The 25,368-nt window shown below is 39.3% G+C and carries 26 protein-coding genes and 1 other annotated feature; of the genes, 24 read left to right on the forward strand and 2 right to left on the reverse strand.

Annotation, left to right across the window (positions count from 1 at the left end; genetic code table 11):
* Positions 1-73: 73 nt before the first annotated feature.
* Positions 74-955 (reverse strand): hypothetical protein, encoded by an 882-nt coding sequence (locus ACQ4KW_RS10010; protein ID WP_430886395.1) that lies wholly within the window; start codon positions 953-955, stop codon positions 74-76.
* Between the two features lie 392 nt (positions 956-1,347).
* Here ACQ4KW_RS10010 and ACQ4KW_RS10015 point away from each other — a divergent pair, with 392 nt between their 5' ends.
* From ACQ4KW_RS10015 to udk, 16 genes are all read left to right on the forward strand, one after another.
* Positions 1,348-1,809 (forward strand): RrF2 family transcriptional regulator, encoded by a 462-nt coding sequence (locus tag ACQ4KW_RS10015; protein WP_430886396.1) that lies wholly within the window; start codon positions 1,348-1,350, stop codon positions 1,807-1,809.
* A gap of 34 nt (positions 1,810-1,843) precedes the next feature.
* Positions 1,844-3,019: a cysteine desulfurase NifS gene (gene nifS, locus ACQ4KW_RS10020; protein WP_430886397.1), complete on the forward strand. Its 1,176-nt coding sequence runs from the start codon at positions 1,844-1,846 to the stop codon at positions 3,017-3,019.
* A 12-nt stretch (positions 3,020-3,031) separates the two neighbouring features.
* A complete protein-coding gene (gene nifU, locus ACQ4KW_RS10025) occupies positions 3,032-3,472 on the forward strand; it encodes a Fe-S cluster assembly scaffold protein NifU (RefSeq protein WP_430886398.1) in 441 nt (146 codons plus the stop codon).
* Positions 3,473-3,649: 177 nt separating this feature from the next.
* Positions 3,650-4,750, forward strand: a complete 1,101-nt coding sequence (gene mnmA / locus ACQ4KW_RS10030; RefSeq protein ID WP_430886400.1) for a tRNA 2-thiouridine(34) synthase MnmA — start codon at positions 3,650-3,652, stop codon at positions 4,748-4,750.
* An 82-nt stretch (positions 4,751-4,832) separates the two neighbouring features.
* Positions 4,833-5,063 (forward strand) — a binding site (T-box leader).
* A gap of 89 nt (positions 5,064-5,152) precedes the next feature.
* Entirely contained in the window at positions 5,153-7,786 is a 2,634-nt protein-coding gene (gene alaS / locus ACQ4KW_RS10035) for an alanine--tRNA ligase (RefSeq protein ID WP_430886401.1), read from the forward strand.
* 184 nt (positions 7,787-7,970) lie between these two features.
* Positions 7,971-8,225 carry an IreB family regulatory phosphoprotein gene (locus ACQ4KW_RS10040; protein WP_430886402.1) on the forward strand — a complete coding sequence of 85 codons (255 nt, stop codon included), beginning with the start codon at positions 7,971-7,973 and terminating at the stop codon, positions 8,223-8,225.
* 2 nt (positions 8,226-8,227) lie between these two features.
* Positions 8,228-9,178, forward strand: a complete 951-nt coding sequence (locus ACQ4KW_RS10045; protein ID WP_430886403.1) for an aldo/keto reductase — start codon at positions 8,228-8,230, stop codon at positions 9,176-9,178.
* Positions 9,179-9,180: 2 nt separating this feature from the next.
* Entirely contained in the window at positions 9,181-9,618 is a 438-nt protein-coding gene (gene ruvX, locus ACQ4KW_RS10050) for a Holliday junction resolvase RuvX (protein WP_430886561.1), read from the forward strand.
* Between the two features lie 13 nt (positions 9,619-9,631).
* On the forward strand, positions 9,632-9,883 hold the full coding sequence (locus ACQ4KW_RS10055) for a DUF1292 domain-containing protein (protein WP_430886404.1): 252 nt from the start codon (positions 9,632-9,634) through the stop codon (positions 9,881-9,883).
* A gap of 100 nt (positions 9,884-9,983) precedes the next feature.
* Positions 9,984-10,430 (forward strand): Fur family transcriptional regulator, encoded by a 447-nt coding sequence (locus ACQ4KW_RS10060; RefSeq protein ID WP_430886405.1) that lies wholly within the window; start codon positions 9,984-9,986, stop codon positions 10,428-10,430.
* 157 nt (positions 10,431-10,587) lie between these two features.
* On the forward strand, positions 10,588-12,258 hold the full coding sequence (locus ACQ4KW_RS10065) for a ribonuclease J (protein ID WP_430886406.1): 1,671 nt from the start codon (positions 10,588-10,590) through the stop codon (positions 12,256-12,258).
* An 11-nt stretch (positions 12,259-12,269) separates the two neighbouring features.
* Entirely contained in the window at positions 12,270-12,599 is a 330-nt protein-coding gene (locus ACQ4KW_RS10070) for a YlbF family regulator (protein WP_430886407.1), read from the forward strand.
* 141 nt (positions 12,600-12,740) lie between these two features.
* The gene (mltG, locus tag ACQ4KW_RS10075) at positions 12,741-13,757 is read left to right on the forward strand and encodes an endolytic transglycosylase MltG (protein ID WP_430886408.1); all 1,017 of its coding nucleotides are present in this window, start codon (positions 12,741-12,743) and stop codon (positions 13,755-13,757) included.
* Between the two features lie 105 nt (positions 13,758-13,862).
* Entirely contained in the window at positions 13,863-14,531 is a 669-nt protein-coding gene (locus tag ACQ4KW_RS10080; RefSeq protein ID WP_430886409.1) for an O-methyltransferase, read from the forward strand.
* Positions 14,524-15,759: a peptidase U32 family protein gene (locus ACQ4KW_RS10085; protein ID WP_430886410.1), complete on the forward strand. Its 1,236-nt coding sequence runs from the start codon at positions 14,524-14,526 to the stop codon at positions 15,757-15,759. The genes ACQ4KW_RS10080 and ACQ4KW_RS10085 overlap by 8 nt, the downstream gene beginning before the upstream one ends.
* Positions 15,752-16,381 (forward strand): uridine kinase, encoded by a 630-nt coding sequence (gene udk / locus ACQ4KW_RS10090; protein ID WP_430886411.1) that lies wholly within the window; start codon positions 15,752-15,754, stop codon positions 16,379-16,381. The genes ACQ4KW_RS10085 and udk overlap by 8 nt, the downstream gene beginning before the upstream one ends.
* A 139-nt stretch (positions 16,382-16,520) precedes the next feature.
* Here the strand turns inward: udk and ACQ4KW_RS10095 are convergent, their stop codons facing one another.
* Positions 16,521-17,663: a hypothetical protein gene (locus ACQ4KW_RS10095; protein ID WP_430886412.1), complete on the reverse strand. Its 1,143-nt coding sequence runs from the start codon at positions 17,661-17,663 to the stop codon at positions 16,521-16,523.
* A gap of 143 nt (positions 17,664-17,806) precedes the next feature.
* On the opposite strand from ACQ4KW_RS10095, the gene aroE reads away from it, so the two are divergent.
* The 8 genes from aroE (at position 17,807) to ACQ4KW_RS10135 (ending at position 25,366) form a co-directional block, all read left to right on the forward strand.
* Positions 17,807-18,661 (forward strand): shikimate dehydrogenase, encoded by an 855-nt coding sequence (aroE, locus tag ACQ4KW_RS10100; protein WP_430886413.1) that lies wholly within the window; start codon positions 17,807-17,809, stop codon positions 18,659-18,661.
* Between the two features lie 395 nt (positions 18,662-19,056).
* Positions 19,057-20,745: a GspE/PulE family protein gene (locus ACQ4KW_RS10105; RefSeq protein ID WP_430886414.1), complete on the forward strand. Its 1,689-nt coding sequence runs from the start codon at positions 19,057-19,059 to the stop codon at positions 20,743-20,745.
* A gap of 18 nt (positions 20,746-20,763) precedes the next feature.
* Entirely contained in the window at positions 20,764-21,819 is a 1,056-nt protein-coding gene (locus tag ACQ4KW_RS10110) for a type IV pilus twitching motility protein PilT (RefSeq protein WP_430886415.1), read from the forward strand.
* A gap of 18 nt (positions 21,820-21,837) precedes the next feature.
* Entirely contained in the window at positions 21,838-23,052 is a 1,215-nt protein-coding gene (locus ACQ4KW_RS10115; RefSeq protein ID WP_430886416.1) for a type II secretion system F family protein, read from the forward strand.
* Between the two features lie 16 nt (positions 23,053-23,068).
* Positions 23,069-23,491: a pilin gene (locus ACQ4KW_RS10120; RefSeq protein WP_430886417.1), complete on the forward strand. Its 423-nt coding sequence runs from the start codon at positions 23,069-23,071 to the stop codon at positions 23,489-23,491.
* A 63-nt stretch (positions 23,492-23,554) separates the two neighbouring features.
* The gene (locus ACQ4KW_RS10125) at positions 23,555-23,989 is read left to right on the forward strand and encodes a type II secretion system protein (RefSeq protein ID WP_430886418.1); all 435 of its coding nucleotides are present in this window, start codon (positions 23,555-23,557) and stop codon (positions 23,987-23,989) included.
* Positions 23,990-24,025: 36 nt separating this feature from the next.
* Positions 24,026-24,763 carry a prepilin peptidase gene (locus tag ACQ4KW_RS10130; RefSeq protein ID WP_430886419.1) on the forward strand — a complete coding sequence of 246 codons (738 nt, stop codon included), beginning with the start codon at positions 24,026-24,028 and terminating at the stop codon, positions 24,761-24,763.
* A 93-nt stretch (positions 24,764-24,856) separates the two neighbouring features.
* Positions 24,857-25,366, forward strand: coding sequence for a type II secretion system protein (locus tag ACQ4KW_RS10135; protein ID WP_430886420.1), 510 nt, complete (start codon positions 24,857-24,859; stop codon positions 25,364-25,366).
* The last annotated feature ends 2 nt before the right edge of the window (positions 25,367-25,368 follow it).

Consider the following 25,368-nt stretch of genomic DNA (forward strand, 5'->3'; position numbering starts at 1 on the left):
AAAGCCCCCTCCAATGATGAAGACATCATAGGAGGGGGCTTTTAAGTTCTAATATTTGTGGTTTTAAATGAAACTAGTCACGCCAATTAATCAGATTGGCATTTTTGTTTTTAGTGCCTTTGGCTATTATATTTTCTGGACTGTCACCAACAGCTATAACGATGTCATAGTGTTTATAGAGTTCTCCGAGGGATAGGGCATTGGGACCAGACAGTTCTGTATATTCTGCAGATGCCGCACCAGACAAGGCTTTAATGAACTCTATGGCTAAATTTTCTGATTTGTCTTTGGAAGTGCCTGGCTGTGTGATGATGCCAAAACCTATGGTGCCCTCTTGTTGTGAAACACTGGCATCGACAACTTCAATATTTGACGTGACAATATTGACAGCGGTTTGTACCATACTTTCTGTGATGACAAATTCCGAAGGTTCTTCTTCAATAAACATTGATCCCTCAAGTTCTGATTCTCGTTCCATTTCAGACATGTCAATATAAACATCCTCATATCCATTTTGGCTTGGAACCAAGTAATACAGACCAAGGCATACGATGGCTACAAAGCCAACAAATTTAATCCAGTCCGACAAGACCCAGTCTTTAGGATTCCACTTTAAAGAAAATGATTTCTTGTCCTCTTCTGGCTCAGTGGAAGAGGTCACTTTCATGCGGTCTTCAATTTTAGAAATTCTTTTTTCGAATTGTTCTACGGTGCCGCTTATTTTATCGTCCTTTATAAGTTCGATGGCCTTCTCGCACATTTCGATGGCTTCTTTAAAACGGTGTTTTTTCTCGAGAATAACAGCAGGTCGCTCATATAAATCTGAAGTGTTTGCAAAAAAGTTTTCGTGAATTTCCATATATATATTTAAGGCTTCAGTGTCGTTTCCGAGTCTTTCAAAACGCTTTGCCCTTTCATGCAGTTTGTATAATTCCTGTAATTTTTGTTGATCCATACCTGCCACCCCTTATAAAACATTGATTATGATGTGTTTTGTATTCTGCCTCAGAGCTTCCTATAATATATATCGGCATAAATTATAAGAGACTTTACACCAAGTTTAAGACAATGATTTTATCAAATTTAGCATAGGACTATTAAAAAAATATAATAAGTTAATCCCGAGTATTTTATATCCGACAAACTTATATACATATAAAACGAATACTGATATAATACATATGGTCAATATAAAGTTAATGAGAATTGTTATCAACTGCAATGACTTGCTTTGAGACACCAACCCTTGGTCAGAAAAACTTTGTTTAAGTGTTGACAATCTCAAAAAGCCATATTATACTGTTGATGAATTCCTAGTGAAACAGTCGGGATTAACGGAGGTTAAACATGCGATTATCTACAAAAGGGCGATACGGACTAAAGGCCATGTTTGATTTGGCAATGAACTATGGCGATAAACCTGTGTCACTGACGACAATCGCAGCCAGACAGGGTGTGTCTGTAAACTACTTGGAACAGCTGATCTCACCACTGAGAAAAGCAGGTTTTGTACGTAGTGTCAGAGGCGCTCAAGGTGGGTACTTACTCAACGTAAGTCCAGAAGAAATTACTGTAAAGGACGTTCTAGTTGTACTTGAAGGCCCTTTGGCACCAACTGACTGCGTTAAGGACGAAAAGGACAGTTCATGCGACAATGCTGATTACTGTGTGACTAGGCTGATCTACGAAAAAATGAAAGAAAGCATCGATCAAGTCGTGACTTCAATCACACTCAAAGACATGATTGATGACCATTATAGAATGGCAGAACTAAAAGCACAGACAGATGATAATTTCAAATGTCTATAGCCAAATGGCGACAGAATAGAAAGGGGACATATTCATGAACAAGAGAATTTACATGGATTATTCCGCAACAACACCTATGAAAAAAGAAGTGCTTGACGCAATGATGCCTTACATGACAGAGCATTATGGAAATGCATCAAGTGTTCATAGCTTTGGCCGAGATGCGAAGAACGCGATCAATACAAGTCGCGAAAAAATTGCAAAGACCCTAGGAGCAAACAGAGAAGAAGTATACTTCACTGCTGGTGGCACTGAGTCTGACAACTGGGCTATCAAGGGAATTGCCAAGTCAATGAAGAAAAAGGGCAACCATATTATCACATCAAAGGTTGAACACCACGCGGTGCTACATACCTGTGAGACTCTTGAAAAAGAGGGCTATGAGGTTACATACCTTGACGTTGATGAATATGGAATGATCAATCTTGATGACTTAAAAGCGGCTATTAAAGATACGACAATCCTAATCTCAATCATGTTTATTAACAATGAAATAGGGACTAAGCAACCTGTTAAAGAAATTGGTGCTATTGCAAAAGAACATGGCGTTTTATTCCATACAGATGCTGTTCAGGCTTATGGAAACACACCAATTGACGTTAATGAGCTTAATATTGACTTACTTTCTATCTCAAGTCATAAGATCTACGGTCCAAAAGGCATCGGTGCCATGTATGTACGCCGAGGTGTTAGAATTGGTCCATTTATCGATGGTGGTGCACAGGAAAGAAAACGTCGTGCAGGCACAGAAAACGTACCTGGTATTGTTGGTTTTGCCAAGGCTGCAGAACTTGCAATCCAAAATATGGATGAGCACATTGAAAAGCTCACTTCATTAAGAGAAAGACTTAGAGATGGCATTATGGGTAAAATTCCTTATGCCAAGTACAATGGACATCCAACCGAAAGACACCCAGGCAATGTAAACATTTGCTTTGAGTTCATTGAAGGAGAATCCCTGCTGTTAAGTCTTGATCTCATTGGTGTTGCGGCGAGCTCTGGCTCAGCTTGTACATCAGGATCTCTAGACCCATCCCACGTTCTTATGTCAATTGGACTCACACACGAAATTGCTCATGGTTCATTGAGACTGACAATAGGCGATTTCACGACAGAAGAAGACGTGGATTATGTAATAGAGCATTTAGTAGGTATTGTTGACAGACTAAGACAAATGTCACCGCTTTATGAAGCAGTGCTTGACAAATAAGGAGGCCATTTCATGTATACTGAAAAGGTTATGGAACATTTTACAAACCCAAGAAATGTAGGCGTTATTGAGAATGCTGACGGCGTTGGCGAAGTGGGCAACGTTAAGTGCGGCGACATCATGAAAATATACCTAAAAATAGAAGACGAAGTGATCACAGATGTTAAGTTCAAAACTTTTGGATGTGGTTCAGCCGTTGCAAGTTCAAGTGTTGCCACTGAGCTTATTAAAGGCAAAACTGTAAAAGAAGCACTAAACCTTTCTAATAAAGAAGTTATTTCTGAATTAGGCGGACTTCCGACAGTTAAGATTCACTGTTCTGTACTGGCAGAACAAGCGATAAAAGCGGCTGTTTATGATTATGCTCAAAAGGCAGGCAAAGAATATGAAGAGCTTGAAGGTTTTGATCCAGATGCAGATCATGACCACCACGATGAAGAGCATGAGCACTAAAAAATACTGAGTGAGATTATACCGCCAATGTTGACAACGTGTTGATATTGGCGGTTTTCATTTCCTTGATTTTATGCTATATTTGATAGCGTAGTTGAATTTTAACGGAAGACTTTCAATCTTCTTATATCAAACCTGTACAGACCTTTTTACAGGTGAATTGAAAGGAATAAGTTTATGTTAGACAAGAAAAAAGTCGTAGTAGGTATGAGCGGTGGTGTTGATTCTACCGTTGCCGCCTATATGCTTAAAGAACAGGGCTACGAAGTCATTGGCATTCACATGAAAGTTTGGGATGACAGTGACACGGACTTTGTTGAAAAGGAAGGCGGTTGTTGTAGCCTTTCGGCGGTTGAAGATGCAAGAAGAGTGTGCGAAAAGCTTGAGATTCCATTTTATGTTGTGAATTTTAAGAGTGTTTTTAAAAACAAGGTTATTGACTACTTCCTTGATGAGTACAAGCATGGGCGCACACCAAATCCTTGTATAGCTTGTAACAAGTATGTGAAGTTTGACGCTCTCATTAAAAAGGCGCATGATCTGGGAGCCTACTATGTGGCCACAGGACATTACAGCCAAGTTGAGTTTGACAAGGACCTTAAACGCTATGTGGTTCGGTTGTCAAAAGAAGACAGAAAAGACCAGACATATACCTTCTGGAGTCTTAATCAAGACCAGTTACAGCATATATTAACACCACTGGGTGGTATGGAGTCAAAATCTGAAGTTCGTGCCATTGCAGAAAAGTTTGATGTCAATGCTGCAGGTAAGAGCGATAGTCAGGAAATTTGCTTTATTCCAGATGACGATTATGCAAGATATGTTCGTGAGAATATGGGCGCACCCATTAGACCAGGTAATTTTGTAGACACAAGTGGGAATGTTCTCGGAAAACACAAGGGCATTATATACTATACAATTGGTCAAAGAAAAGGCTTGGGAATAACTTTTGGAAAGCCTATGTATGTTGTGGAGATCAGGTCTTTAACAAACGAGGTTGTCCTAGGAACAAATAAAGAAGTTTTCTCTGAAGGTTTAATTGCGTCAGAAGCCAACTTCATCCCATTTGAGACTTTAAGTGATAAAATTGATGCATATGCTAAAATCAGGTATAGTGCCAAACCTGCCAAGTGTACAATCGAAAAACTTGGTGATAATCAAATAAAAGTGATGTTTGATGACATGCAAAGAGCTATTACCCCAGGGCAGGCTGTTGTTTTTTATAGCGATGATATGCTCATGGGTGGTGCGACCATAGAAAAAGCCATAGACTCATAGAAATTCTTGTATGAGGGTGTTTATATATAAGCAATTTATGGTATAATTGACCTGATTCAAAAAACAAATTGTAGTAATTTTATATTAAGCGCTGAAGAAGAGTAAGTAAAACGCAGCACAGAGAGACCACGGTCGGTGAAAGAGGGTCACGCGTTTGAAGCAGCTTCTGAGCTTCTTGTCTGAAGGGCAGATCTATTTTGCTTGAGTAGGAAAAGACGGTTAGCGACCGTTAAAACGCCTGGTTAAGAATATAACCTCTAAAGTGATCGGAAACGATAAGTAGGGTGGTACCGCGAATGCACTCGTCCCTACACGTATTGCTTTAGAGGTTTTTTGTATAACTTGGACAAGTATTAGTTTTTATATTGATTTTGAGCGAATTGTAAAATGGAGGGAATAACAATGCAAAAGATGGGATTAAATGAAATCCGTAAAAGATTTCTAGAATTCTTTGAATCAAAAGGTCATTTTGTTGAGTCAAGCTATCCGCTGGTTCCACAAAGTGACAAAAGTCTTTTATTGATCAATGCGGGCATGGCACCCCTTAAAAATTATTTTACTGGGGCAGAGAAGCCACCAAAAGTAAGAATGGCAACTTGTCAGAAATGTATTCGTACAGGTGATATTGAAAATGTTGGCTTTACGTCGCGTCATGGTACATTCTTTGAAATGCTAGGAAACTTTTCATTCGGGGACTATTTTAAAGAAGAATCCATCAAATGGGGATGGGAGTTCATAACTGAACATCTCGAAATGCCAATTGAGAAGCTTTGGCCATCTGTATATTTTGAGGATGATGAAGCCTATGATATTTGGAAAGATATTATCGGTGTTCCAGAAGATAGGATTGTTAGACTGGGCAAGGAAGATAATTTCTGGGAAATTGGTGTGGGTCCATGTGGTCCATGTTCAGAAATCTACTTTGACCGTGGTGAAAAATATGGTTGCGGACATGAAGACTGTAAGCCAGGCTGTGAATGTGACCGCTTTGTTGAGTTTTGGAACCATGTATTCACTCAGTTTAATAGAACAGAAACTGGAGAATATGAAGAACTAGAAAAGAAAAACATAGATACTGGCATGGGACTAGAACGTGTGGCTTGTATAATGCAAGATGTGGACTCAATTTTTGAAGTCGATACAATTAAAGCCATTCTCGATAGGGTTGTAAAAATCTCAGGCAAAGCATATGGTGTGGACCGTATGACAGATGTTTCTACGAGAATTATTACAGACCATATTCGTGCATGTTCATTCCTAATTTGTGACGGCGTTATGCCAAATAACGAAGGCCGTGGATACGTTCTTAGAAGACTTCTGAGAAGGGCGGCACGTCATGGTAAACTACTTGGTATTGAAGGGGCGTTTTTAACAGATCTTGTCGATGTTGTTGTTGAACTTTCTGGTGGCGCTTACCCTGATCTGGTTGCACGACATGATTACATCAAGAAAATTCTTCTGATTGAAGAAGAGCGATTCCAGCAAACAATTGACCAAGGCTTGTCTATTCTTAAAGACTATATTGCAGAACTAGAAGGCCAAGGTGAGAAGATGCTTTCTGGCGAACATGCATTCAAGCTTTATGATACCTATGGATTCCCTCTTGATCTTACAAAAGAAATCCTTGAAGAAAAAGAAATGGAAGTTGATGAAGAAGCTTTCACCAAAGAAATGGAAGATCAAAGAGAAAGAGCACGAGCTGCTCGTGGTGAAGGGGATGACCTAGGATGGGAAGATGACGCATTCAGTGCACTTTCTGAAGACGTTACAACCGAATTTGTTGGCTATGATAGTGTGACAGAGTCGGCAGAAGTTCTAGCGATCTCTTGTGACAATCTTCTTGTGGACAAGGCTTCAGAAGGAGATGAAATCAGAATCATCCTAAATAGAACACCGTTCTATGCTGAAGGTGGCGGTCAAGTTGGTGATCGTGGTGAGATGACAGTGGGGTCATGTCAGATATCAATTACTGATACTAAAAAAGGATCAAATGGTACGATAGTTCATCATGGGCAAGTCCTAGAAGGATCAGTGCGTGTTGGTGATAGTGTGATGGCATCTGTTGACAACAAGAGACGTCTTGATATTGCAAGAAACCATACAGCGACACACCTGCTTCACAAGGCCCTGAAAATGGTTCTAGGTGATCATGTTGAGCAGGCAGGCTCTCTGGTTGGTCCAGAACGAATGCGATTTGACTTCTCCCATTTCCAGGCTATGACACAGGAAGAAGTTGATAGGGTAGAAGCCATCGTAAATGAAAAAATATTCATGCCACATGAAGTGCAAACAGCACTTATGGGCATTAAAGAAGCCAAAGAAATGGGCGCAACAGCTTTATTTGGTGAAAAATATGGAAGTGAAGTACGCGTTGTTCGTGTGGGTGAGTTTTCAATAGAACTTTGTGGCGGTACACACCTGAGAAACACTTCAGAAGTTGGTCTATTTAAGATTGTCTCTGAATCGGGTATTGCTGCAGGCGTTCGTCGTATCGAAGTTATAACAGGTCGTAAGGTTTATGAGTACGTGAATGAGCTTGACAACAAGGTCCAAATGATTGCAGATGAACTCAAGGCAACAGTCCATGACGTTGTTGAAAAGGCAAGTCATATAACAGCTGACAATAAAAAGCTTCAAAAAGAAATTGAGAGCATGAAGGCCAAAGCGGCAAGTGCAAGCTCTGCAAGTCTTATTGACAAAGCTGTTGAAGTCAACGGCTTCAAGCTGATTACTGAAAAGCTAAAGGGTGTTGATGCCAACACGATGAGAACAATGGGTGACCAGATCAAAGACAAGCTTGATAAGGGTATTGTCGTTCTAGCAAGCGATATGGGAGAAAAAGTTCTTCTGCTTGCAATGGCAACTGAAGACGCAGTAAAGGCAGGGGCACATGCGGGTAAACTCGTAGGTGAAGTTGCAAAAATCACCGGTGGCGGTGGTGGCGGCCGTCCTAATATGGCTCAAGCAGGTGGAAAAGATGCATCTAAAATTGATGTGGCACTAGAAAAGGCTGTAGAAGTGGTTAAAGGCTACTAGGAATGATTGCATAACATGCAGTTATCATAATTTTTATGAAATTTGAATTTATTTTAAAAAATCGTTTTACACCTTCTAATAAACGGATATATATGTACAAAGCGGATGGTGCGTATAAATAGATCAGCACCATCCAATTTTAAAAAGTATATTCTCAACTCTAATCTTAAAGGAGGTTATAGTTATGGATAAAAACATGACAATGAAGTTTGATGTAGACCAAGTAAAAGAAGATGAACGCAAAGAAGTACTGAATTATGTCTACAATGCTCTTAAAGAAAAGGGATATCATCCAATCAATCAAATGATTGGATACCTTTTGAGCGGTGACCCAACGTATATTACGACCCATAACGATGCCCGTAAAATTATCCGACGTGTGGAACGAGATGAAATTTTAGAAGAATTACTTAAAACCTATCTTGAAAGTGAGTCTTAAAATTGGAAATTAGAAGTCTTGGAAAAACAGGCCTGGAGGTATCCAGGCTTTGTTTTGGCGGTTTGACAATTGGTCCTCTTCAAGCCAATTTATCGAAGGAAGACGGCGCCAAGGTCATTGTAGAAGCCTATAATAGGGGTGTTAATTTTATTGACACTGCAGAGTTGTATGAAACATATATACATATAAACGAAGCATTAAAAACCATACCAAGAGACAAGTTCATCATATCGACTAAGTCGTATGCCTGGTCAAGGGAAACCGCGGAAAAAAGCTTTCTAAAAGCCTGTGAAGAGCTCGGAACCGATTATATTGATTTGTTTATGCTTCATGAACAGGAAAGCGAACACACGCTCCGTGGACACTCTGAAGCTCTGGCATACTTTTTAGAGCGCAAAGAAAAAGGGGACATAAGGGCTGTGGGGTTATCCACACACCACATTGCGGGTGTTAAAGCAGCTAACATGTCACCGGAAATTGAAGTTGTACACCCGATTCTTAATAAATCAGGACTGGGGATTCAAGATGGCACCCTAGAGGAGATGCTAGCTGAACTCAGCCGATTTAAAGAAAGAGGGGGCGGTATATTTGGCATGAAACCCCTTGGTGGCGGTAATTTACTTGCCACTGTAGATGAATGCTTTGACTTTGTTTTAGGTCTTGATATGGTGGATTCCATAGCTGTGGGTATGCAACGTGTCAGTGAAGTTATTGCCAATACGACCAGGTTTTCAGGTGGCACAGTACCAAGGGAGATTCAGTCTCAGTTAAGAAGTACACCTAGACGACTCCACATCGATGACTGGTGCATTGGATGTAAGGCCTGCGAGGAAAAATGTAAATCAGATGCAATACATGTTATAGACGGCCAAGCTGTTGTGGACCATAAAAAATGTGTACTTTGCGCGTATTGTAGTGCAGTTTGTCCTGAATTTTGTATTAAGGTGGTATAATGATGAAAATGCTTGGACTCGATGTTGGAGACAGGACCATTGGGGTAGCTGTAAGTGACCCTACGGGTTTTCTTGCCTCACCTGTTGAAACGATTATGCGAGAATCAAATAAACAAAGCATTGCTAGGATTGTAGAATTGCTCATTGAAAGCAAGTCAGAAAAAATTGTGGTGGGTCTTCCAAAAAACATGAATGGTACAATTGGTCCCCAAGGGGAGAAGACAATAGCCTTTGTGAAGCAGCTCGAGAAGAAACTCAAGTACTCAAAGCGCCTAGAAGAAAAAGAAATTGAAATTATTATGTGGGATGAGCGTTTGACCACCAAGGCTGCTGAAAGAACCCTAATTGAATCTGACATGCGAAGAGAAAAGCGAAAAGAAGTGATCGATCAGCTAGCGGCTGTATATATATTGCAAGGTTACCTGGATCACATTAGATAGAAGAGGTGAAAAAATGGAAGAGAAAAAAATGGTTGAACTTATTGATGAAAATGGAAAAGCTGTTCAATTTGAAGTGATTGTTGACTTTGAGGTTGAGGGTCAGGAGTATGCCGTTCTGGTTCAAGAAGGTAGTGAAGACGAAGCCATTCTATTCAGAGTTATTGACGATGGTCAAGAAGAGCCAACGTTCGAAGTTGTTATTGATGACGCTGAATTTGAATCCGTAGCAAAAGTATACGAAGAAATCATGTCTCAAGAAGACTAATTTAGACTAAAATAGTGTACAAAGTAGTGAATCTATTTGAAAATTGTTGTCATTAATGCTATTATTGATATGACAAATCTTTTAGACGTGAGGTGTGAAAATGGACTTTTCAATTGACACTTTGAAAAACAAGCTACGAGATAGAGGGTATAAATTAACACCTCAAAGACGTGCCGTTCTAGATGTCATCGTTTCAAATCCAGGCGAACATCTAAGCACTGAGGAAATCTATGAACTCGTTAAGAAGAACAACCATCCAGAAATTGGACTGGCTACAGTATATAGAACGCTCATTTTACTAGCTGAACTCGATGTTATCTCTAAGTTGAACTTAGAAGATGGCTTGGTCCGCTATGAAATGAATCAACATGATGATAACCATCACCACCATCATTTAATTTGCACAAATTGTGGAAAGGTAATTGAAGTGGTTGAAGATCTACTTGATGAGCTAGAAGCTCGTATTGAAAAAGATCATGAGTTTGAAATCTGTGATCACAAACTGAAATTCTTTGGGATTTGTAAAGAATGTAAGAGTGGCTTGTAATTAACTTACAGGCTACTTTTTTGGACGTAACAAACGTATAATTTCTAAAGCAAATTGACAGGTCTTGTCGTTACGCGAATGTAGCGAGGGGCATTGATTGGAAACCTTGCCTAGGCATGTAGAATTTGTTGTTAGAGAACAAACAGGAGGAATAACAATGAGTCAAAGAAGAACGAACTCGTTAAAGGTTATTCCCTTAGGCGGCTTGTACGAAATTGGTAAGAACATGACTGCATATGAATACGGCGAAGATATTATTCTAGTCGATTGTGGCATGTCATTCCCGGAAGACGAAATGCTCGGTATAGATGTCGTTATTCCGGATATCACTTACTTGAAAAAGAATCATGAGCGCGTGAGAGGCATAGTCCTAACACACGGTCATGAGGACCATATTGGTGCGATACCATATGTTCTGGGTGATTTAAATGTTCCGATCTATGGTACAAAGCTGACTTTGGGATTAGTAGAAAGAAAATGCAGTGAGTATAAAAATCTAAAAAATATACAACTGAACGTCGTCCACCCAGGCGATAAAATTAAATTAGGCCATATTAAAGTTGAACTTATCCACGTGAGTCACTCGATTCCTGGTGCGGTTTCTCTTTGCCTTCATACACCACTTGGACGAATCATCCATTCTGGTGACTTTAAAATTGACTATACGCCAATTGATGGTCAGCGTACAGACTTAAATAAGTTTGCTGAACTTGGATCAAAGGGTGTACAACTCATGCTTTGCGAGAGCACAAACGTACAAAGACCAGGGCATACAATGTCAGAAAGCCGTGTTGGGCAGACAATTGAGAATATATTCTCGAATTGTGATGGACGTGTATTCGTAGCGTCTTTTGCTTCGAATGTGCATAGAATCCAGCAGATTGTCAATGCTTGCTTGCTTTATGATAGAAAAGTGGCATTTAGTGGTCGTTCCATGATCAACGTTTCAACCGTTGCTATGGATACGGGTCATCTAAAAGTGCCTGAAGGCGTTATCATTGATATTAAAGATATTGATAGATACCCAGAAAATGAAATTTGTTTGATCACGACTGGTAGTCAGGGTGAAACCATGTCCGCTCTAACGAGAATGGCAAATGGTGAACACAGACAAGTTAAGATTAGACCTGGGGATACAATTGTATTATCATCATCGCCAATTCCAGGCAATGAAAAAAGCGTTTATAACATCATCAACCTGCTTAATGAGCGTGGCGCTGAGATCATTTATGAATCTCTAGCAGACGTTCATGTCTCTGGTCATGCCAAGCAACAAGAGCTTATGCTTATGCATGCACTGGTTCAGCCAAAGTACTTTGTGCCTGTTCATGGTGAGTTTTCTATGCTGAAAGAGCATAAGGATATGGCCATTCGAATGGGAATGGATGAAGATGATGTATTCATTATGAAAAATGGCGATGTGCTAGAAATCACTAAAAAGGGTGCGAAAATGCAGCAACCAGTGCCACATGGCAATGTGCTCATTGATGGCCTAGGTGTTGGTGATGTCGGCAACATCGTACTAAGAGATAGAAAGCATTTGGCAGAAGATGGCCTTATGGTTGTTGTTGTTGCCTTTAATGATGAGACAGGCGAAGTGATTTCTGGACCTGATCTTATCTCAAGAGGTTTCGTCTATGTCAGAGAGTCAGAAGACTTGATGGTGGGCGCGAAAAAAGAAATTCTTAAGGCTCTTGAAAAGTGCCAAACAAAAAATATTCGCGAATGGTCAACCATTAAAGGTGAAATTCGTGACACATTAAGACGGTACTTGTATCAGAATACTAAGAGAAGTCCTATGATATTACCAATCATAATGGATGTTTAGGAGGAAATATTATGAACGTGTATGATGCAGCGCATAGCTTAGCAAAAGCTATTAAGGAATCTGACGAACTTGAAAAATTCAAATCATTACAGGCTCAAATGTTTGCAAAAGAAGACATAAAGTCACAGTTTGATACATTCCAGAAGCTTCAAATGGAACTTCAAACGGCTCAAATGACAGGTCAATCAGTTGATGAATCTAAAATGAAAGAAGCTCAAGAACTCTTTGAGATCATTCAAAAAGACCCTGTTGCAAACCAATATTTTCTTGCAGAAATGAAACTCAACCAAATGATGGGAGATGTCACTAAAATAATTAGTGATGCAATGGGTATCGAGTAATCTCCTATTTGGTGATATAATTAATAAGATAGCTAAACAATGATAGTGGCTCAGGATTCATACGAATCCTGAGCCTTTTCAAGGATAATAGCCAGCCGATATTAATTAGTCGCATAAATTAACGCGTATGAGGAGTAGAGTATGATTGGAAAAAAGGTAATGCTTGTTGCCGTACTGTCATCAGCAGTGGCTTTCACTGGTTGTTCAGCGGTGGTAGACTCAATGAATGAACCTGTTGATGCATCAGACAATACAGCCATTCATGTGGTTATACCAAAGGGTGCCAGCACAACGAAAATATCTGAAATTCTTGAAGAAGAGGGCCTTATAAAAAATGCCATGATGTTCAAGATTTTATCAAAAGATATGTCGGCTGACGGACAAATGCAAGCGGGTGAATACATTTTAAGCAAGACGATGTCATCTGAAGAGATGATCGAAAAGTTTGTGGATGGTGATGTTTATATTGAAACATTTAAATTTACCATACCGGAAGGCTTTGAGGCCAAAGAAATTGTTAAAAGACTTTCTGCCGAGGGAATAATTGATGCAGAAACCTTTAACAGTCTACTCACTTCAGGAGCATTTGACTATAGATTCCTAGAAAATATTGATACAGAAACTCATCTGGAAGGTTTCCTTTTTCCTGAGACCTATGAAATGAAAGCTGGTTCAGATGAAAAGGCTATTATTGATAAAATGCTTAGACAGTTTGATCAGGTATTTAAGGATGAGTACTATGAAAGAGCTGAAGAATTGGGCATGACAATTAATGAAGTTGTCACACTGGCATCTGTTATCGAAAGGGAAGCTATGCTTGATTCAGAACGCGCCCTTGTTTCTGGAGTGTTCCATAACCGGATCAAAAAAGGCTGGAAACTACAATCATGTGCTACCGTACAGTATATACTCGGAGAGCGAAAAGATGTATTGTCCTATGATGATATCGCCATTGAGTCTCCGTACAACACATATTTAAATGCGGGGTTGCCACCATCACCTATTGCATCACCAGGAGAAAAGTCTATCATTGCGGCTCTTTATCCTGAAGAGACTGACTATATGTACTTTGTGGCATCTGGAAAAGGTGACGGGTCACATATTTTCTCAAGAACTTTGAAAGAACACGAAGCCGCAACGAAATCCAGAAAAAAATAAGGATTCTTCCTTTTTAACCTTGAAATGACTATTGACGTGGAAGGAATCTTTTATTAATATCTTTGGTTGGGAGTTCTTTTCCGACATGAAAACGAGGATGATGTTATGAAGTACTTTATTAACTCTGACAGCGTGACTGATTATATACGCAGTCTGTTGCCCAAGCATAGAGATGAAATAGAAGCACTGGAAAATTTTGCAACTGAACATAATGTGCCCATTATACAACCAGAAGTGGGGCGCTTCATTGAACAGTTGATCGTTATGAACAACGTGCATAGCGTGCTTGAAATAGGCACTGCAATAGGCTTTTCAGCCTTGGTCTTTGCCGATGCCATGAAAAGTGGCAAAGTTGACACAATAGAGAGAAGCGAACTTATGATTGGCCGCGCTAAGGAAAATCTAAAGATGGCACCTAAGACGGTTGAGATTAATCTGTATGAGGGCGATGCCCTTGAATTGGTTAAAGAGATGCGCGGGCCTTATGATATGATTTTCATTGATGCAGGCAAGGGACACTATAAGCAGTTTCTTGATGATTGTATTAAGCAACTTAAACCCGGTGGACTTGTTGTATCAGACAATGTCCTTTTTAAAGGGATGATTGCACAGCCAAGAGAATCAGTGAGAAGACGAGTGCGTACCATTCATGGACGCATGCGTAACTATTTATCGTTCCTAATGGAACATCCAGACCTAGACACATCTATATTACCGCTTGGTGATGGTCTGGCAATTAGTATTTTAAAATCCGGAGGGGCAGATAATGAATAAAATTGAACTGTTGGCACCCGCCGGCGATCTTCAAAAATTGAAATTCGCCATTATCTATGGTGCTGATGCGGTCTACATAGGTGGGCAAATATTTGGCCTACGTGCAGCCGCGCGTAACTTCACATACGATCAAATGAAGGAAGGCGTAGAATTTGCACACGCTAGAGGGAAAAAAGTCTTTCTTGTTATGAATATTATTCCACATAATGAAGACCTAGATGCCCTTGAGACCTATATTGAAGAAGTTAAGTCAATAGGTTTTGACGCCATTATTCTTTCAGATCCAGGCACCTTAATGTTTGTAAAAGAGCACATGCCTGATATGGAAGTGCATCTGAGCACCCAAGCCAATAACACAAATTATATGAGTGCTAAGTTTTGGCAGTCACAGGGTGTTAAACGGGTTATACTAGCTCGTGAGCTCTCCTTGAAAGAAATTAAGGATACAACTGAAAAAGTGCCTGATTTGGAGTTTGAAGCCTTCATGCATGGAGCTATGTGTATATCTTATTCAGGTCGCTGTCTCCTTAGCAATTATATGGTCAATAAAGACGCCAACCGCGGAGAATGCAAACATGCTTGTCGCTGGGAATACGTCTTAATGGAGAAAAAGCGTGATGGTGAGTTCTATCCTGTTGTTGAAGATGAAACAGGGACTTACTTCTTTAACTCAAAAGACCTTTGCATGATCGAGAACATTCCTGATTTGATTGAGTCAGGACTGGCCAGTCTTAAAATTGAAGGTCGTATGAAGAGTCTTTACTATGTGGCCAATATAGTGAGGGTTTATCGCAAGGCCATAGATGAATATTACAAGGATCCTGAAAACTTTAAGTATGATCCTCAGTGGCTTGAGGAAATAGAAAAAGCCAGTCATAGAGAGTTTTCAACAGGCTTTTACTATGACAAACCATCCGATAAAGATCAGCATTACGGGTCAAGTGCTTATACAAGAGAGTATGATTTCTTGGGCATAGTACAGTCTTATGATGCTGAGACTAAGCTGGCAACCATAGAACAGAGAAATAAAATGTCAGTTGGGGATAAAATCGAAATTATGGGACCTGATTATGTTCAGATTGATCAGGCTATAGGGTATATGGAAAATGAACGCGGGTATGAAATTCAAGATGCACCGCATGCGCAGCAAATTATAAAAATGCGTATGGAGGCACCTGTAGAACCATACTATATTCTCAGAAAAAGAAAGGATGGTCGATTTGAGTAAACCGATAATCATCGGAATCTGCGGGGGTACAGGTTCGGGTAAAAGTACAGTGGCTAGAGCTATATTTGAGTCACTACCAGAAACGAATATATCTATTATTGAACAAGATGCATATTATAAGGATCAAACGCACCTGGAGATGGAGGATCGTGTTAAAACAAACTATGACCATCCACTAGCCTTTGACACCGATCTTTTAATTAAGCACATTCAGACGCTTTCAACAGGGTGTGGCATTGATAAGCCCATCTATGATTTCTCACAGCATACTCGGTCAACTGATACTGTCAGAGTGGAGTCAAGGGATATCATTATCATTGAAGGTATTATGATTTTTGAAGACAAGAGACTGCGTGATATTATGGATATTAAGATATTTGTGGATACAGATGCAGATATTCGTATTATTCGCCGTATAACTAGAGATATTCGGGAAAGAGGTAGAACGCTTGAGTCCGTGATTGGACAGTATCTATCAACTGTAAAACCTGCTCATGAGCAGTTTATTGAACCGACTAAAAAGTTTGCAGATTTAATCATCCCAGAGGGTGGTTATAACAAAGTTGCCATTGATATCATGGTGGCTAAAGTTAAATCGATCATTACAGAGAAAACTGTATAAGAGAATTCATACCAAATAATTAAAATAAAAGGTCTTGTTACGACAAGCTTATCGGTATAATTAAAGCCCGAAAACGGATTGAATTCGTTTTCGGGCTTTTGTAAATGCTTAAAATACAATACATATACATGTAAATTTACTATTCTGAATGAGCCAGTAATGTGTAAAAGAGTTCCTGTACACCCTTCCACCAATTCTGATCTTCAGCATAACGCGTGTTTAACCACTGGAAGGGGTTTTCCCCCTTTGGTCGCGTGCTCAGGATGACTTGGATGGTTCCTGCAGCGACTTCACAGGAATCGGATAGGCTGGTGTTATAGTTTTTCCAGCTCGTATAAACATTAAAAGGGTTGTTCATGATTCTATTGGCGTGGGGGCTGTCTTTTGGAACGAATCCCTGCTCTTGCCCAATGATGGCAAGCAGTAAGAGTGGGTGGACATCATAATCCATAGCCACATTGTTTATAACGTCTAGATAGCCTTCATCTGTGAAGGAAGAATTTCTAGTGTGCAAATAGTCAGTAACACTTTTAATGTTAACTTCTTGATATTTTAAGAAGTCAGGATAACCAGGCCGATCGCTGTAGTAGATTTCTTCAACAATATCTTCAAGGTATACCTGGGGAGTGGTTTTGTGTAAAAGAATGGTATTAGCATGTACAAAACTAAGTGAACCATTATAAACTTCATTTTTCAGTAAAAATTGAGTGACAAGAAATATAGGCAGTGTTAGAATGAATGATAATAGAATGATTGCAAGTTTGTAATAATTTGAATTGAGTATATTTTTTAGTTTTTTTGTATATTCAGTATAGTGGTGAATGATCTTGTCTTTGATCGAAGGGGGGAGATGTACATTCGTGGAAATCAAATCCTCTGCATTTTCAAGGTCTGGATTCATTGAGTACATGACCTCTTTTAGTTCGTCAAAGGCCAGGGTTTCATCTGTATGCTCGTTAAACCAATTAACCAAGTAGTCAAAAGCCTTGTCGCTTCTTGATTCAGTGAGGAGGATTTCTTGCAGCAAATCCTTCTGCGATATATTGAGTCGGCTTGATTCAATGGAAGTTTTAAAAATAGAAATGCGTACTTCTGAACGCATTTTTGAGTCAAGCCCCTTGAGTTGCTCATCCAACTTTTCGTGTAGGGACTGAGCCAAAAGTCTTGCCCGATACTTGGAGTCAGCGGTTGGGTGGTTGTGCCTTATATTTTGCTTTATATCTATAACCATTTGATCGTTCAAAATAATGTTTTGCTCGAGGTTTTTCAGGATGTGTTCCATTCATTCATCCTCCTGTGTTATAAAAGGTTTACTCTATCATATCAAAAAAATTATCATAAAATCTAGAAAATCAATTTATTTGTCTAGTAAACTGTGCTAAAATAGGACTATACTACTAGCTCAAATGAGATAGGAGTGATACAATGGTAGATGCAAAGACGAAAGGTTTAGGTTTAATAGGGCATCCTGTGGGGCATTCATTTTCTCCAAGCATACATAATGCCATAAGCGAATCCCTAGGACTAAACTACTTATATATGGCGCATGATGTATCGCCAGACCAACTTGGTCTTGCAGTTAAGGGGCTAAATGCTCTTGGGTATAAAGGTGTTAATGTAACCGTACCGCATAAGTCAAACGTCACGCAGTATTTAACAGAAATTAGAAAAGAAGCAAAAATTATTGGGGCTGTTAATACAATTTTATTCGACAATAATCGACTTATAGGGTATAATACAGATTGTCAAGGGTTCACTAAAATGCTGGAAGATTCAAGTGTGAGTTTGCAGAAAAAAAGTGTACTTATACTTGGCGCTGGTGGTGCAGCCAGAGCGGTTGTAGCAGCTTGTATGCTCTCTGAGTCAAAAAGAGTGACCATTTGTTCAAGAAGCAAAGAACGCTCAGAAAAATATGTAAAAGAGTTCAATGAAATTTTACCGAATAATATAAAATGGGAAGCAGTTACATATGAGGACATTCATCGTATCTCACAACAGTTTGACATAGTTGTCAATTGCACACCCCTGGGTATGCACCCTCATGAGAATAAAGTACCACTAGATCCTAGTGTCTTTAGGCAAGACTGCGTTTTAGTGGATTTAATCTATAATCCACATAGGACAGTATTTTTAAAGCTTGGTGAAGAAGCTGGTATGAAGGTCATTAATGGCCTAGGCATGTTAATCCATCAGGCCCTTGAAGCCTACAAGATTTGGACCGGTAAGACTGAATCCGCTGAGTTTGTAAGAAAAGCCCTTCGCCAACAAGGGATAATATAATAATGCATTTTCTAAAATAGAATCATATGAAATACAGCTATCAATTGGACGCCTTATGCTGTATGGATGAAGTGGCGTAACCGGCTATACAATGACCTTGTTTAGTCGGTTTTTTTATATCCATAATAAAAAAACAGTATATAAAATAAAAGTCATACTATGACCCTATAAAAAAAGAAATGATTAGGAAAAACAACCCAGACTTAGGTAAAGATTTTATAAAAATCTTAAAAATAACCTATGAATAAGTTAGGTTCTATAAAAAAATTATATAAATGTTAATTCATTGAAAAATATACACCGATATAATGTACAATTCAAAAGAAATGCTGTAAAGTTGTTGTATATGATTGAAACCTTAAAATCTAGAATAAAAAGAACCCAGGAGTGGTTGAATGAAACAGCGAGAAACCTTCCGACTTGGGGATTTGTTAGTAAAAGTCGGGGCAATAACAGATGAACAATTAAAATTTGCACTGGAACTTCAAAGGGAAAAGAAAAAGAAACTGGGGGATGTGCTTCAGGATCTGGAGTTTGTGACTCAAAAGCAAATTATTGAGGCCCTTGAATTTCAGCTAGGCATACCACAAGTTGATCTGGAAAAGTATTATATCGACCCTGAAATCCCACGACTTGTTTCTGAGGAGTTCGCACGTAAACATAAACTCATTCCAATAAAAAAGCAAGGAATGACCCTACATGTCGCTATGTCAGATCCTCTTAATATCATTGTGATAAATGACCTAGAGATAGTCACCGGCTACCAAGTGGAAGCAAGAATTGCAACTGAAGCTGACATTGATTCAGCCATCAACACTTACTTTAGCAAACAAACCGCTGAAGAAGCTGTTGAGGAATTTACAAAAGAGTTTGAGGTTGCAGAAGATGAAATAGACCAGAATCTCTTAAGAGAGATCAACAAGGCACCTGTTGTTAGGTTAGTCAATACAATTATTGTACAGGCGGCCCAATCAAGAGCAAGTGACATTCACATAGAGCCACAGGAAGAATCGCTTCGTATTCGCTTTAGAGTGGATGGAGACTTGCAAGAAGTTATGCGTCCTGCCAAACAGACGCATGGCGCCATTATCACAAGAATCAAGATTATGGCTAAAATGAATATTGCTGAAAGACGTGTTCCCCAGGATGGACGTATAGAACTTGATGTTCAGGGCAGAGACCTTGACCTGCGTGTTTCCACAATACCAACCATTTATGGAGAAAAAGTCGTTATTAGAATGTTAGATAGAAGCAATTTCTTAAGAAGTGTTTCCGAACTGGGACTTAATAAGCATGAACAGGACCTCTTCAAAGATATCACAAGAAGCACCAATGGCATGATTTTAGTCACTGGGCCTACGGGGTCTGGTAAATCCACTACGGTTTATACCTTACTCTCGGAACTAAATGATTCTAAGAAAAACGTTATAACTGTTGAAGATCCAGTCGAATACAGGATGAAGGGCGTTATTCAGTCGCAGGTTAACCATAAGGCTGGTTTTGACTTTGCATCAGGCCTGAAGTCCATGCTTCGTCAAGATCCGGATGTCATCATGGTGGGGGAGATACGTGACAGAGAAACAGCAGAGATTGCTGTTCGGGCAGGTATTACAGGCCACTTGGTCCTATCGACACTCCATACGAATAGTGCTTCACAAACAATAAATAGACTCCTTGATATGAAGGTGGAAAAATATCTTTTGGCTTCATCTGTGGTGGCCATTATTGCCCAGACACTGGTGAAAAAAATGTGTCCAAACTGCAAGCTTCCCTATATGCCGGACTCAAGTGACCTAGCAACACTAGGCTATGACTCGAGTGCTGAACTGGAGCTCTATCAAAGTGCAGGGTGCTCTGTATGTAAGAACACAGGATACCTTGGTAGAACAGCTGTATATGAAATTATGAAACTTGACTATACAGCTCGAACGATGATTATGGAAAATGTGAATCCAGAGGATTTGAGAAACTATATGCGTAAAGCGGGTATGAAAACGCTCCAAGAAAACTGCCGTGAAATGGTACTACGCGGTGAGACAACAGTGGAGGAACTTGTGAGAATTTCTTATTCTCTTGAAGGATAATGTTTTGGGAGGTGTTTCATGCTTGATATTAGAAATATAATAAGCGCTGCAACTGAAAGAGAAGCATCGGACATTCACTTAACGGTCGGAATACCGCCATCAATAAGGGTGGATGGACAATTGATCCAGATTCCAGACCATGAAAGATTGATGCCGGAAGATACTAAAAAACTTGCAGATGAGCTTATGGATGACTATGCGAGAGAAAAATTCGAATTGAAGGGGGAAGTTGATTTCTCCTATTCAATCGTTGGGTTTGGGCGCTTTCGTGTAAATGTGTATAAACAGCGTGGTACTGTGAGTATGGCTCTTAGAACAGTACCGCTTTCAGTTCCATCTTTAGATGAGTTAGGACTACCACCTATATTAAAAGAGCTGGCCATGAAAAAAAGAGGTCTGGTTCTTGTAACAGGCCCTACAGGCTCGGGTAAGTCTACAACCCTTGCCGCAATGATTGACCATATGAATAAGCATAGAAATGGTCATATTATCACTTTAGAGGATCCTATTGAATATCTTCATAGACATGGAAAGAGCATTATCAATCAAAGAGAAGTTGGACATGATACTTATTCCTATGCGGATGCTCTTAGAGCAGCCCTAAGACAAGATCCGGATGTTATTCTTATTGGTGAGATGCGTGATCTGGAAACCATTTCGACAGCCGTAACAGCGGCCGAAACCGGTCACCTTGTTTTATCGACACTTCATACGATTGGTGCGGTTCAAACAATTGATAGAATTATTGATGTTTTTCCACCAGACCAGCAGCAGCAGATTAAGGTCCAGTTGGCCAGTGTTCTTGAAGGTGTTATTTCTCAGCAGCTTATTAAAAAAGCGGACAATAAGGGGCGTATTGCAGCTCTGGAAATCATGCTTGCTAATGCTGCTATTCGAAACCATGTGCGTGAGGGGAAAACTCACCAAATACTTTCAGCCCTTCAAACGGGACGAAAGCACGGTATGGTTACAATGGATGCCTATTTAACAGAGCTTTACAGACAAGGACTTATCTCATACAACGATGCTATTTTACACGCAGTTGATAGAGATATGCTTTCTAGACTTTTATAATAAAAGGCGGTGTCAACCATGCCACAATTTCAGTACACAGGAAAAAACTCAAAAGGTGAAACCGTCAAGGGTTCTATGGAAGCAGATTCGAGAAACGAAGTGGCTGTTACCCTCAGAAGGCAAAATGTCTTTCCGACACAAATTGTCAACGAGGCCCAACTCGGACGTGAAATCAAGCTGACAAGAACCAAAAAGAAAATTACAGTTAAAGACTTAAGTATATTCTGTAACCAGTTTGCCACAATTATTAGGGCAGGTATATCCCTTATAGAATGCCTAGATATACTTAGAAAACAGTCTGAAAATCAAACTTTAAAAGAAATTTTAGACCAAATGTTTGAAGACGTTCAAAAAGGTGTGCCCCTGTCAAAGTCAATGGCCAAGCACCCAAAAGCCTTTCCAAAGCTCCTAATAAACATGGTGGAGTCAGGCGAGCTTTCCGGTCAGCTGGATTTGATTATGCAGAGGATGGCAGACCATTATGACAAAGAGTTTAAACTCAATATGAAGATACGGCAGGCTATGGTTTATCCAATTATATTGGTGTCGGTGTCTATTCTGGTAACGGTATTTCTACTCATTTTTGTTTTACCTAACTTTGTGAATATGTTTGATGACTTTGACATTCCACTTCCTTTGTTTACTCAAATACTTTTAGGGACTGGAGAGTTTATGGCGCAGTTTTGGTATATTATTTTACTTGGGTCTATTGGCATAATATTTATGTTTATGAGATTTCTTAACACGGCAGAGGGGCGTTTAAAGTTTGATGACTTTAAACTTCATGTTCCCTTGATAGGTCCTGTTAATAGGAAAATCGCAACATCAAGGTTTTCTCGTAACCTTTCAACCATGATAAGCTCAGGTATTTCCATTATTGACTCTATGGAGCTTGTAAGTCGTGTTATAGGCAATGTCAGAATATCAGAGGGCATAGATGGTGCTCTCGACCAGATTAAAAAAGGGGAAGGTATTGCAGCGCCCTTGAGTAAAATTGGTATGTTTCCTCCAATGATGATTTCTATGATACGAATTGGTGAAGACACTGGTAATCTTGAGTCCTTACTGGAAACAACGGCAGATTTTTATGATCAGGAAGTTGAAATTGCCATTCAAAGTCTCATTCAGCTTATCAATCCTGCGATTTTATTTGTGATGGCACTTGTGGTTGGAGGAATTGTTATGGCGATTGCCTTACCAATGTTTGAAATGTACCAGCACATGAGTTTTTAAATGAAGGGTATTCAATGTGAGACAAAATGAAAAGTTTATAAAATTATTTGGAAAAAGAAGAGGCAATAATGGCTTTACCTTGATTGAGCTAATGTTTGTATTTGCACTATTAGGTTTATTATTTGCAGTGGCCTTACCTAGTATGATTGATTATATTGATTTAACAAATGATCGTGTCAATCAAACCAATGCTGAAATTCTACAAAAAGAAGTCTCTGTAAAAACTGCATTAGGGGAAATACAAGTGAACTCAACAAGTTTTATAGATGTTACTAGTGATGTCCAAGCGCTAAGTATTAACTTTCCTCAAGCTAGAGGTACAAGAAATGAGTTTGAGGTTTTCATTCACAAAGACCCAAATGATGATAATCAAGCCATTATAGAAGTTCGTTTGGGCACACAGGTTCTGTCACAAGGCAGTGTTGAAATTTTGCGTTAAACCAGATGGTTTCATGTGGGAAGAAGTCATCTTGTTTATATATGTATATTATTAAAGGAGGAAATGAAAATGATTCAATTCTTTAGAAAAAAAATGAACAAAAAAGGTTTTACACTTGTAGAACTAATGATCGTAATTGCGGTACTTGGTATTTTGGCGGCTATTGCAGTGCCTAGACTTACTGGTGTAACGGACATGGCGAGAAGACAGGCTGATGAGTCAACGGCTCAAGCGATTTTAACTGATGTAAGTGCATATGTTATGGGAAATGCTCCAACGGGTACTAGCGGAGATTATACTGTTTCGACTGTTACTACAGCGATATATGGTGCTGGTGGACTTCCAACCGCTCAATCAACAAATAATGCTTTCGTAGTAACAATAACGACAGATCCTAATGTTCCAAATAGATACACAGTTGCGGTAACTTTAAGTAGTGGCACAGGTGCTAGTGCAACACAAATAGTATCAATATCACGCGTTGTAGAAAATTTATAATGATATAGCATATAATAGATAAATCGGAGATAAACCATGCAATATACAGCAGCAGTCTTAGGACTTCTAATAGGCAGTTTTTTAAATGTTATAATATACAGATTACCTAAAAATGAATCCATAGCCTTTCCTGGATCACACTGCTATGCTTGTGGTCATGATTTAAAAGCAATAGATAATATCCCACTACTTAGCTATGTGTTTTTGAAGGGGAAGTGTCGCTACTGTAAGGCTGGTATCTCCATGCAGTATCCAATCATTGAATTAATTACTGGTGTGATATTCGGATTGCTATACTTAAGGACAGGTTTATCTTGGCAATTCCTCTTTGAGGCTGGGTTGGTTTCTGCTCTGATCTGTGTCACAGTCATAGATTTAAAGCATGAAATCATCCCAGACTCCCTAAATTTATTTATAGGTCTTCTAGGGGTTGGGTATTTGATATCGAGCCATCACATTGGCAACTTAGATGCACTTTATGGATTTTTAGCGGGAGGCCTGGTCCTGTTCTTAATTGCCCTAGTCGGCCCAATGGGGGGCGGCGATATTAAATATATGGCTGCCATGGGCCTTTGGCTAGGGCTTTTTCCCACAATTGCAGCACTACTCATAGCCTTTATAATGGGTGGTCTTATCGGGGTGCTGCTCATAGCCCTTCGAATAAAGAACAGAAAAGATCATATACCATTTGGGCCATTCCTCGTGTTTGGCTCAATTGTTGGTTATTTTTTCTTTGAAGAATTTGTGCACTTGTATTTTCGACTTTTGTTGTAGGCTTCTACTGGATTCAATTATTACAAGTAAGTCTTATATATGCTAAAGGTCAGATGCAAGACTCTTTAATGATGACAAGTAAGGTGTGAGACTATGCCCGTAAAAAATAAACTTAAAAGCAAAGCTGGTTTTACACTCTTAGAACTTTTGATAGTAATATCAATTATGTCTCTGGTTATGGTGCCAGCATATATGGCCATGTTCAGAGGCTTTGATATATTCTCAAACGAATCAAAATACCAAGAAGTATTGGCCGATGCGCATCTTTTTTATGAAGAAGTGAACACGCGTATTCGAATGGCTGACTATGATGATGTCAAAAAGTACAATAATATTAGTGAAATCACAGACCTTGAAAATTTAAATCAGACAGGGTTAACAAATAATACAACAATACTTAGAATTAAAGATATTTTATATTATGTTAAAGACAGTAAGCTCTATAAATATAGCAATGATACAGAAAACGAGCTATGTGATTCAGTTGTAAGTTTGGTCGTGGATAAATCCAATGATAATGATGTGAGCGTTGGAATTGAATTGACAATAAATGTTGATGGCAGACAAGAAACTATTTCTACAAGTATCTCCAAGAGATACTAGGG

It is taken from the genome of Tianxiuia mixotrophica (assembly GCF_050596425.1).
In the GTDB taxonomy this organism is placed as follows: domain Bacteria; phylum Bacillota; class Clostridia; order Peptostreptococcales; family Acidaminobacteraceae.

Excerpts from the sequence above, each read along its gene's own strand:
- ACQ4KW_RS10010 (WP_430886395.1), bottom strand. The coding sequence starts at position 955 with ATGGATCAACAAAAATTACAGGAATTATACAAACTGCATGAAAGGGCA.
- ACQ4KW_RS10015 (WP_430886396.1), top strand. The coding sequence starts at position 1,348 with ATGCGATTATCTACAAAAGGGCGATACGGACTAAAGGCCATGTTTGAT.
- nifS (WP_430886397.1), top strand. The coding sequence starts at position 1,844 with ATGAACAAGAGAATTTACATGGATTATTCCGCAACAACACCTATGAAA.
- nifU (WP_430886398.1), top strand. The coding sequence starts at position 3,032 with ATGTATACTGAAAAGGTTATGGAACATTTTACAAACCCAAGAAATGTA.
- mnmA (WP_430886400.1), top strand. The coding sequence starts at position 3,650 with ATGTTAGACAAGAAAAAAGTCGTAGTAGGTATGAGCGGTGGTGTTGAT.
- alaS (WP_430886401.1), top strand. The coding sequence starts at position 5,153 with ATGCAAAAGATGGGATTAAATGAAATCCGTAAAAGATTTCTAGAATTC.
- ACQ4KW_RS10040 (WP_430886402.1), top strand. The coding sequence starts at position 7,971 with ATGGATAAAAACATGACAATGAAGTTTGATGTAGACCAAGTAAAAGAA.
- ruvX (WP_430886561.1), top strand. The coding sequence starts at position 9,181 with ATGAAAATGCTTGGACTCGATGTTGGAGACAGGACCATTGGGGTAGCT.
- ACQ4KW_RS10055 (WP_430886404.1), top strand. The coding sequence starts at position 9,632 with ATGGAAGAGAAAAAAATGGTTGAACTTATTGATGAAAATGGAAAAGCT.
- ACQ4KW_RS10060 (WP_430886405.1), top strand. The coding sequence starts at position 9,984 with ATGGACTTTTCAATTGACACTTTGAAAAACAAGCTACGAGATAGAGGG.
- ACQ4KW_RS10065 (WP_430886406.1), top strand. The coding sequence starts at position 10,588 with ATGAGTCAAAGAAGAACGAACTCGTTAAAGGTTATTCCCTTAGGCGGC.
- ACQ4KW_RS10070 (WP_430886407.1), top strand. The coding sequence starts at position 12,270 with ATGAACGTGTATGATGCAGCGCATAGCTTAGCAAAAGCTATTAAGGAA.
- mltG (WP_430886408.1), top strand. The coding sequence starts at position 12,741 with ATGATTGGAAAAAAGGTAATGCTTGTTGCCGTACTGTCATCAGCAGTG.
- ACQ4KW_RS10080 (WP_430886409.1), top strand. The coding sequence starts at position 13,863 with ATGAAGTACTTTATTAACTCTGACAGCGTGACTGATTATATACGCAGT.
- ACQ4KW_RS10085 (WP_430886410.1), top strand. The coding sequence starts at position 14,524 with ATGAATAAAATTGAACTGTTGGCACCCGCCGGCGATCTTCAAAAATTG.
- ACQ4KW_RS10095 (WP_430886412.1), bottom strand. The coding sequence starts at position 17,663 with ATGGAACACATCCTGAAAAACCTCGAGCAAAACATTATTTTGAACGAT.
- aroE (WP_430886413.1), top strand. The coding sequence starts at position 17,807 with ATGGTAGATGCAAAGACGAAAGGTTTAGGTTTAATAGGGCATCCTGTG.
- ACQ4KW_RS10105 (WP_430886414.1), top strand. The coding sequence starts at position 19,057 with ATGAAACAGCGAGAAACCTTCCGACTTGGGGATTTGTTAGTAAAAGTC.
- ACQ4KW_RS10110 (WP_430886415.1), top strand. The coding sequence starts at position 20,764 with ATGCTTGATATTAGAAATATAATAAGCGCTGCAACTGAAAGAGAAGCA.
- ACQ4KW_RS10115 (WP_430886416.1), top strand. The coding sequence starts at position 21,838 with ATGCCACAATTTCAGTACACAGGAAAAAACTCAAAAGGTGAAACCGTC.
- ACQ4KW_RS10125 (WP_430886418.1), top strand. The coding sequence starts at position 23,555 with ATGAAAATGATTCAATTCTTTAGAAAAAAAATGAACAAAAAAGGTTTT.
- ACQ4KW_RS10130 (WP_430886419.1), top strand. The coding sequence starts at position 24,026 with ATGCAATATACAGCAGCAGTCTTAGGACTTCTAATAGGCAGTTTTTTA.
- ACQ4KW_RS10135 (WP_430886420.1), top strand. The coding sequence starts at position 24,857 with ATGCCCGTAAAAAATAAACTTAAAAGCAAAGCTGGTTTTACACTCTTA.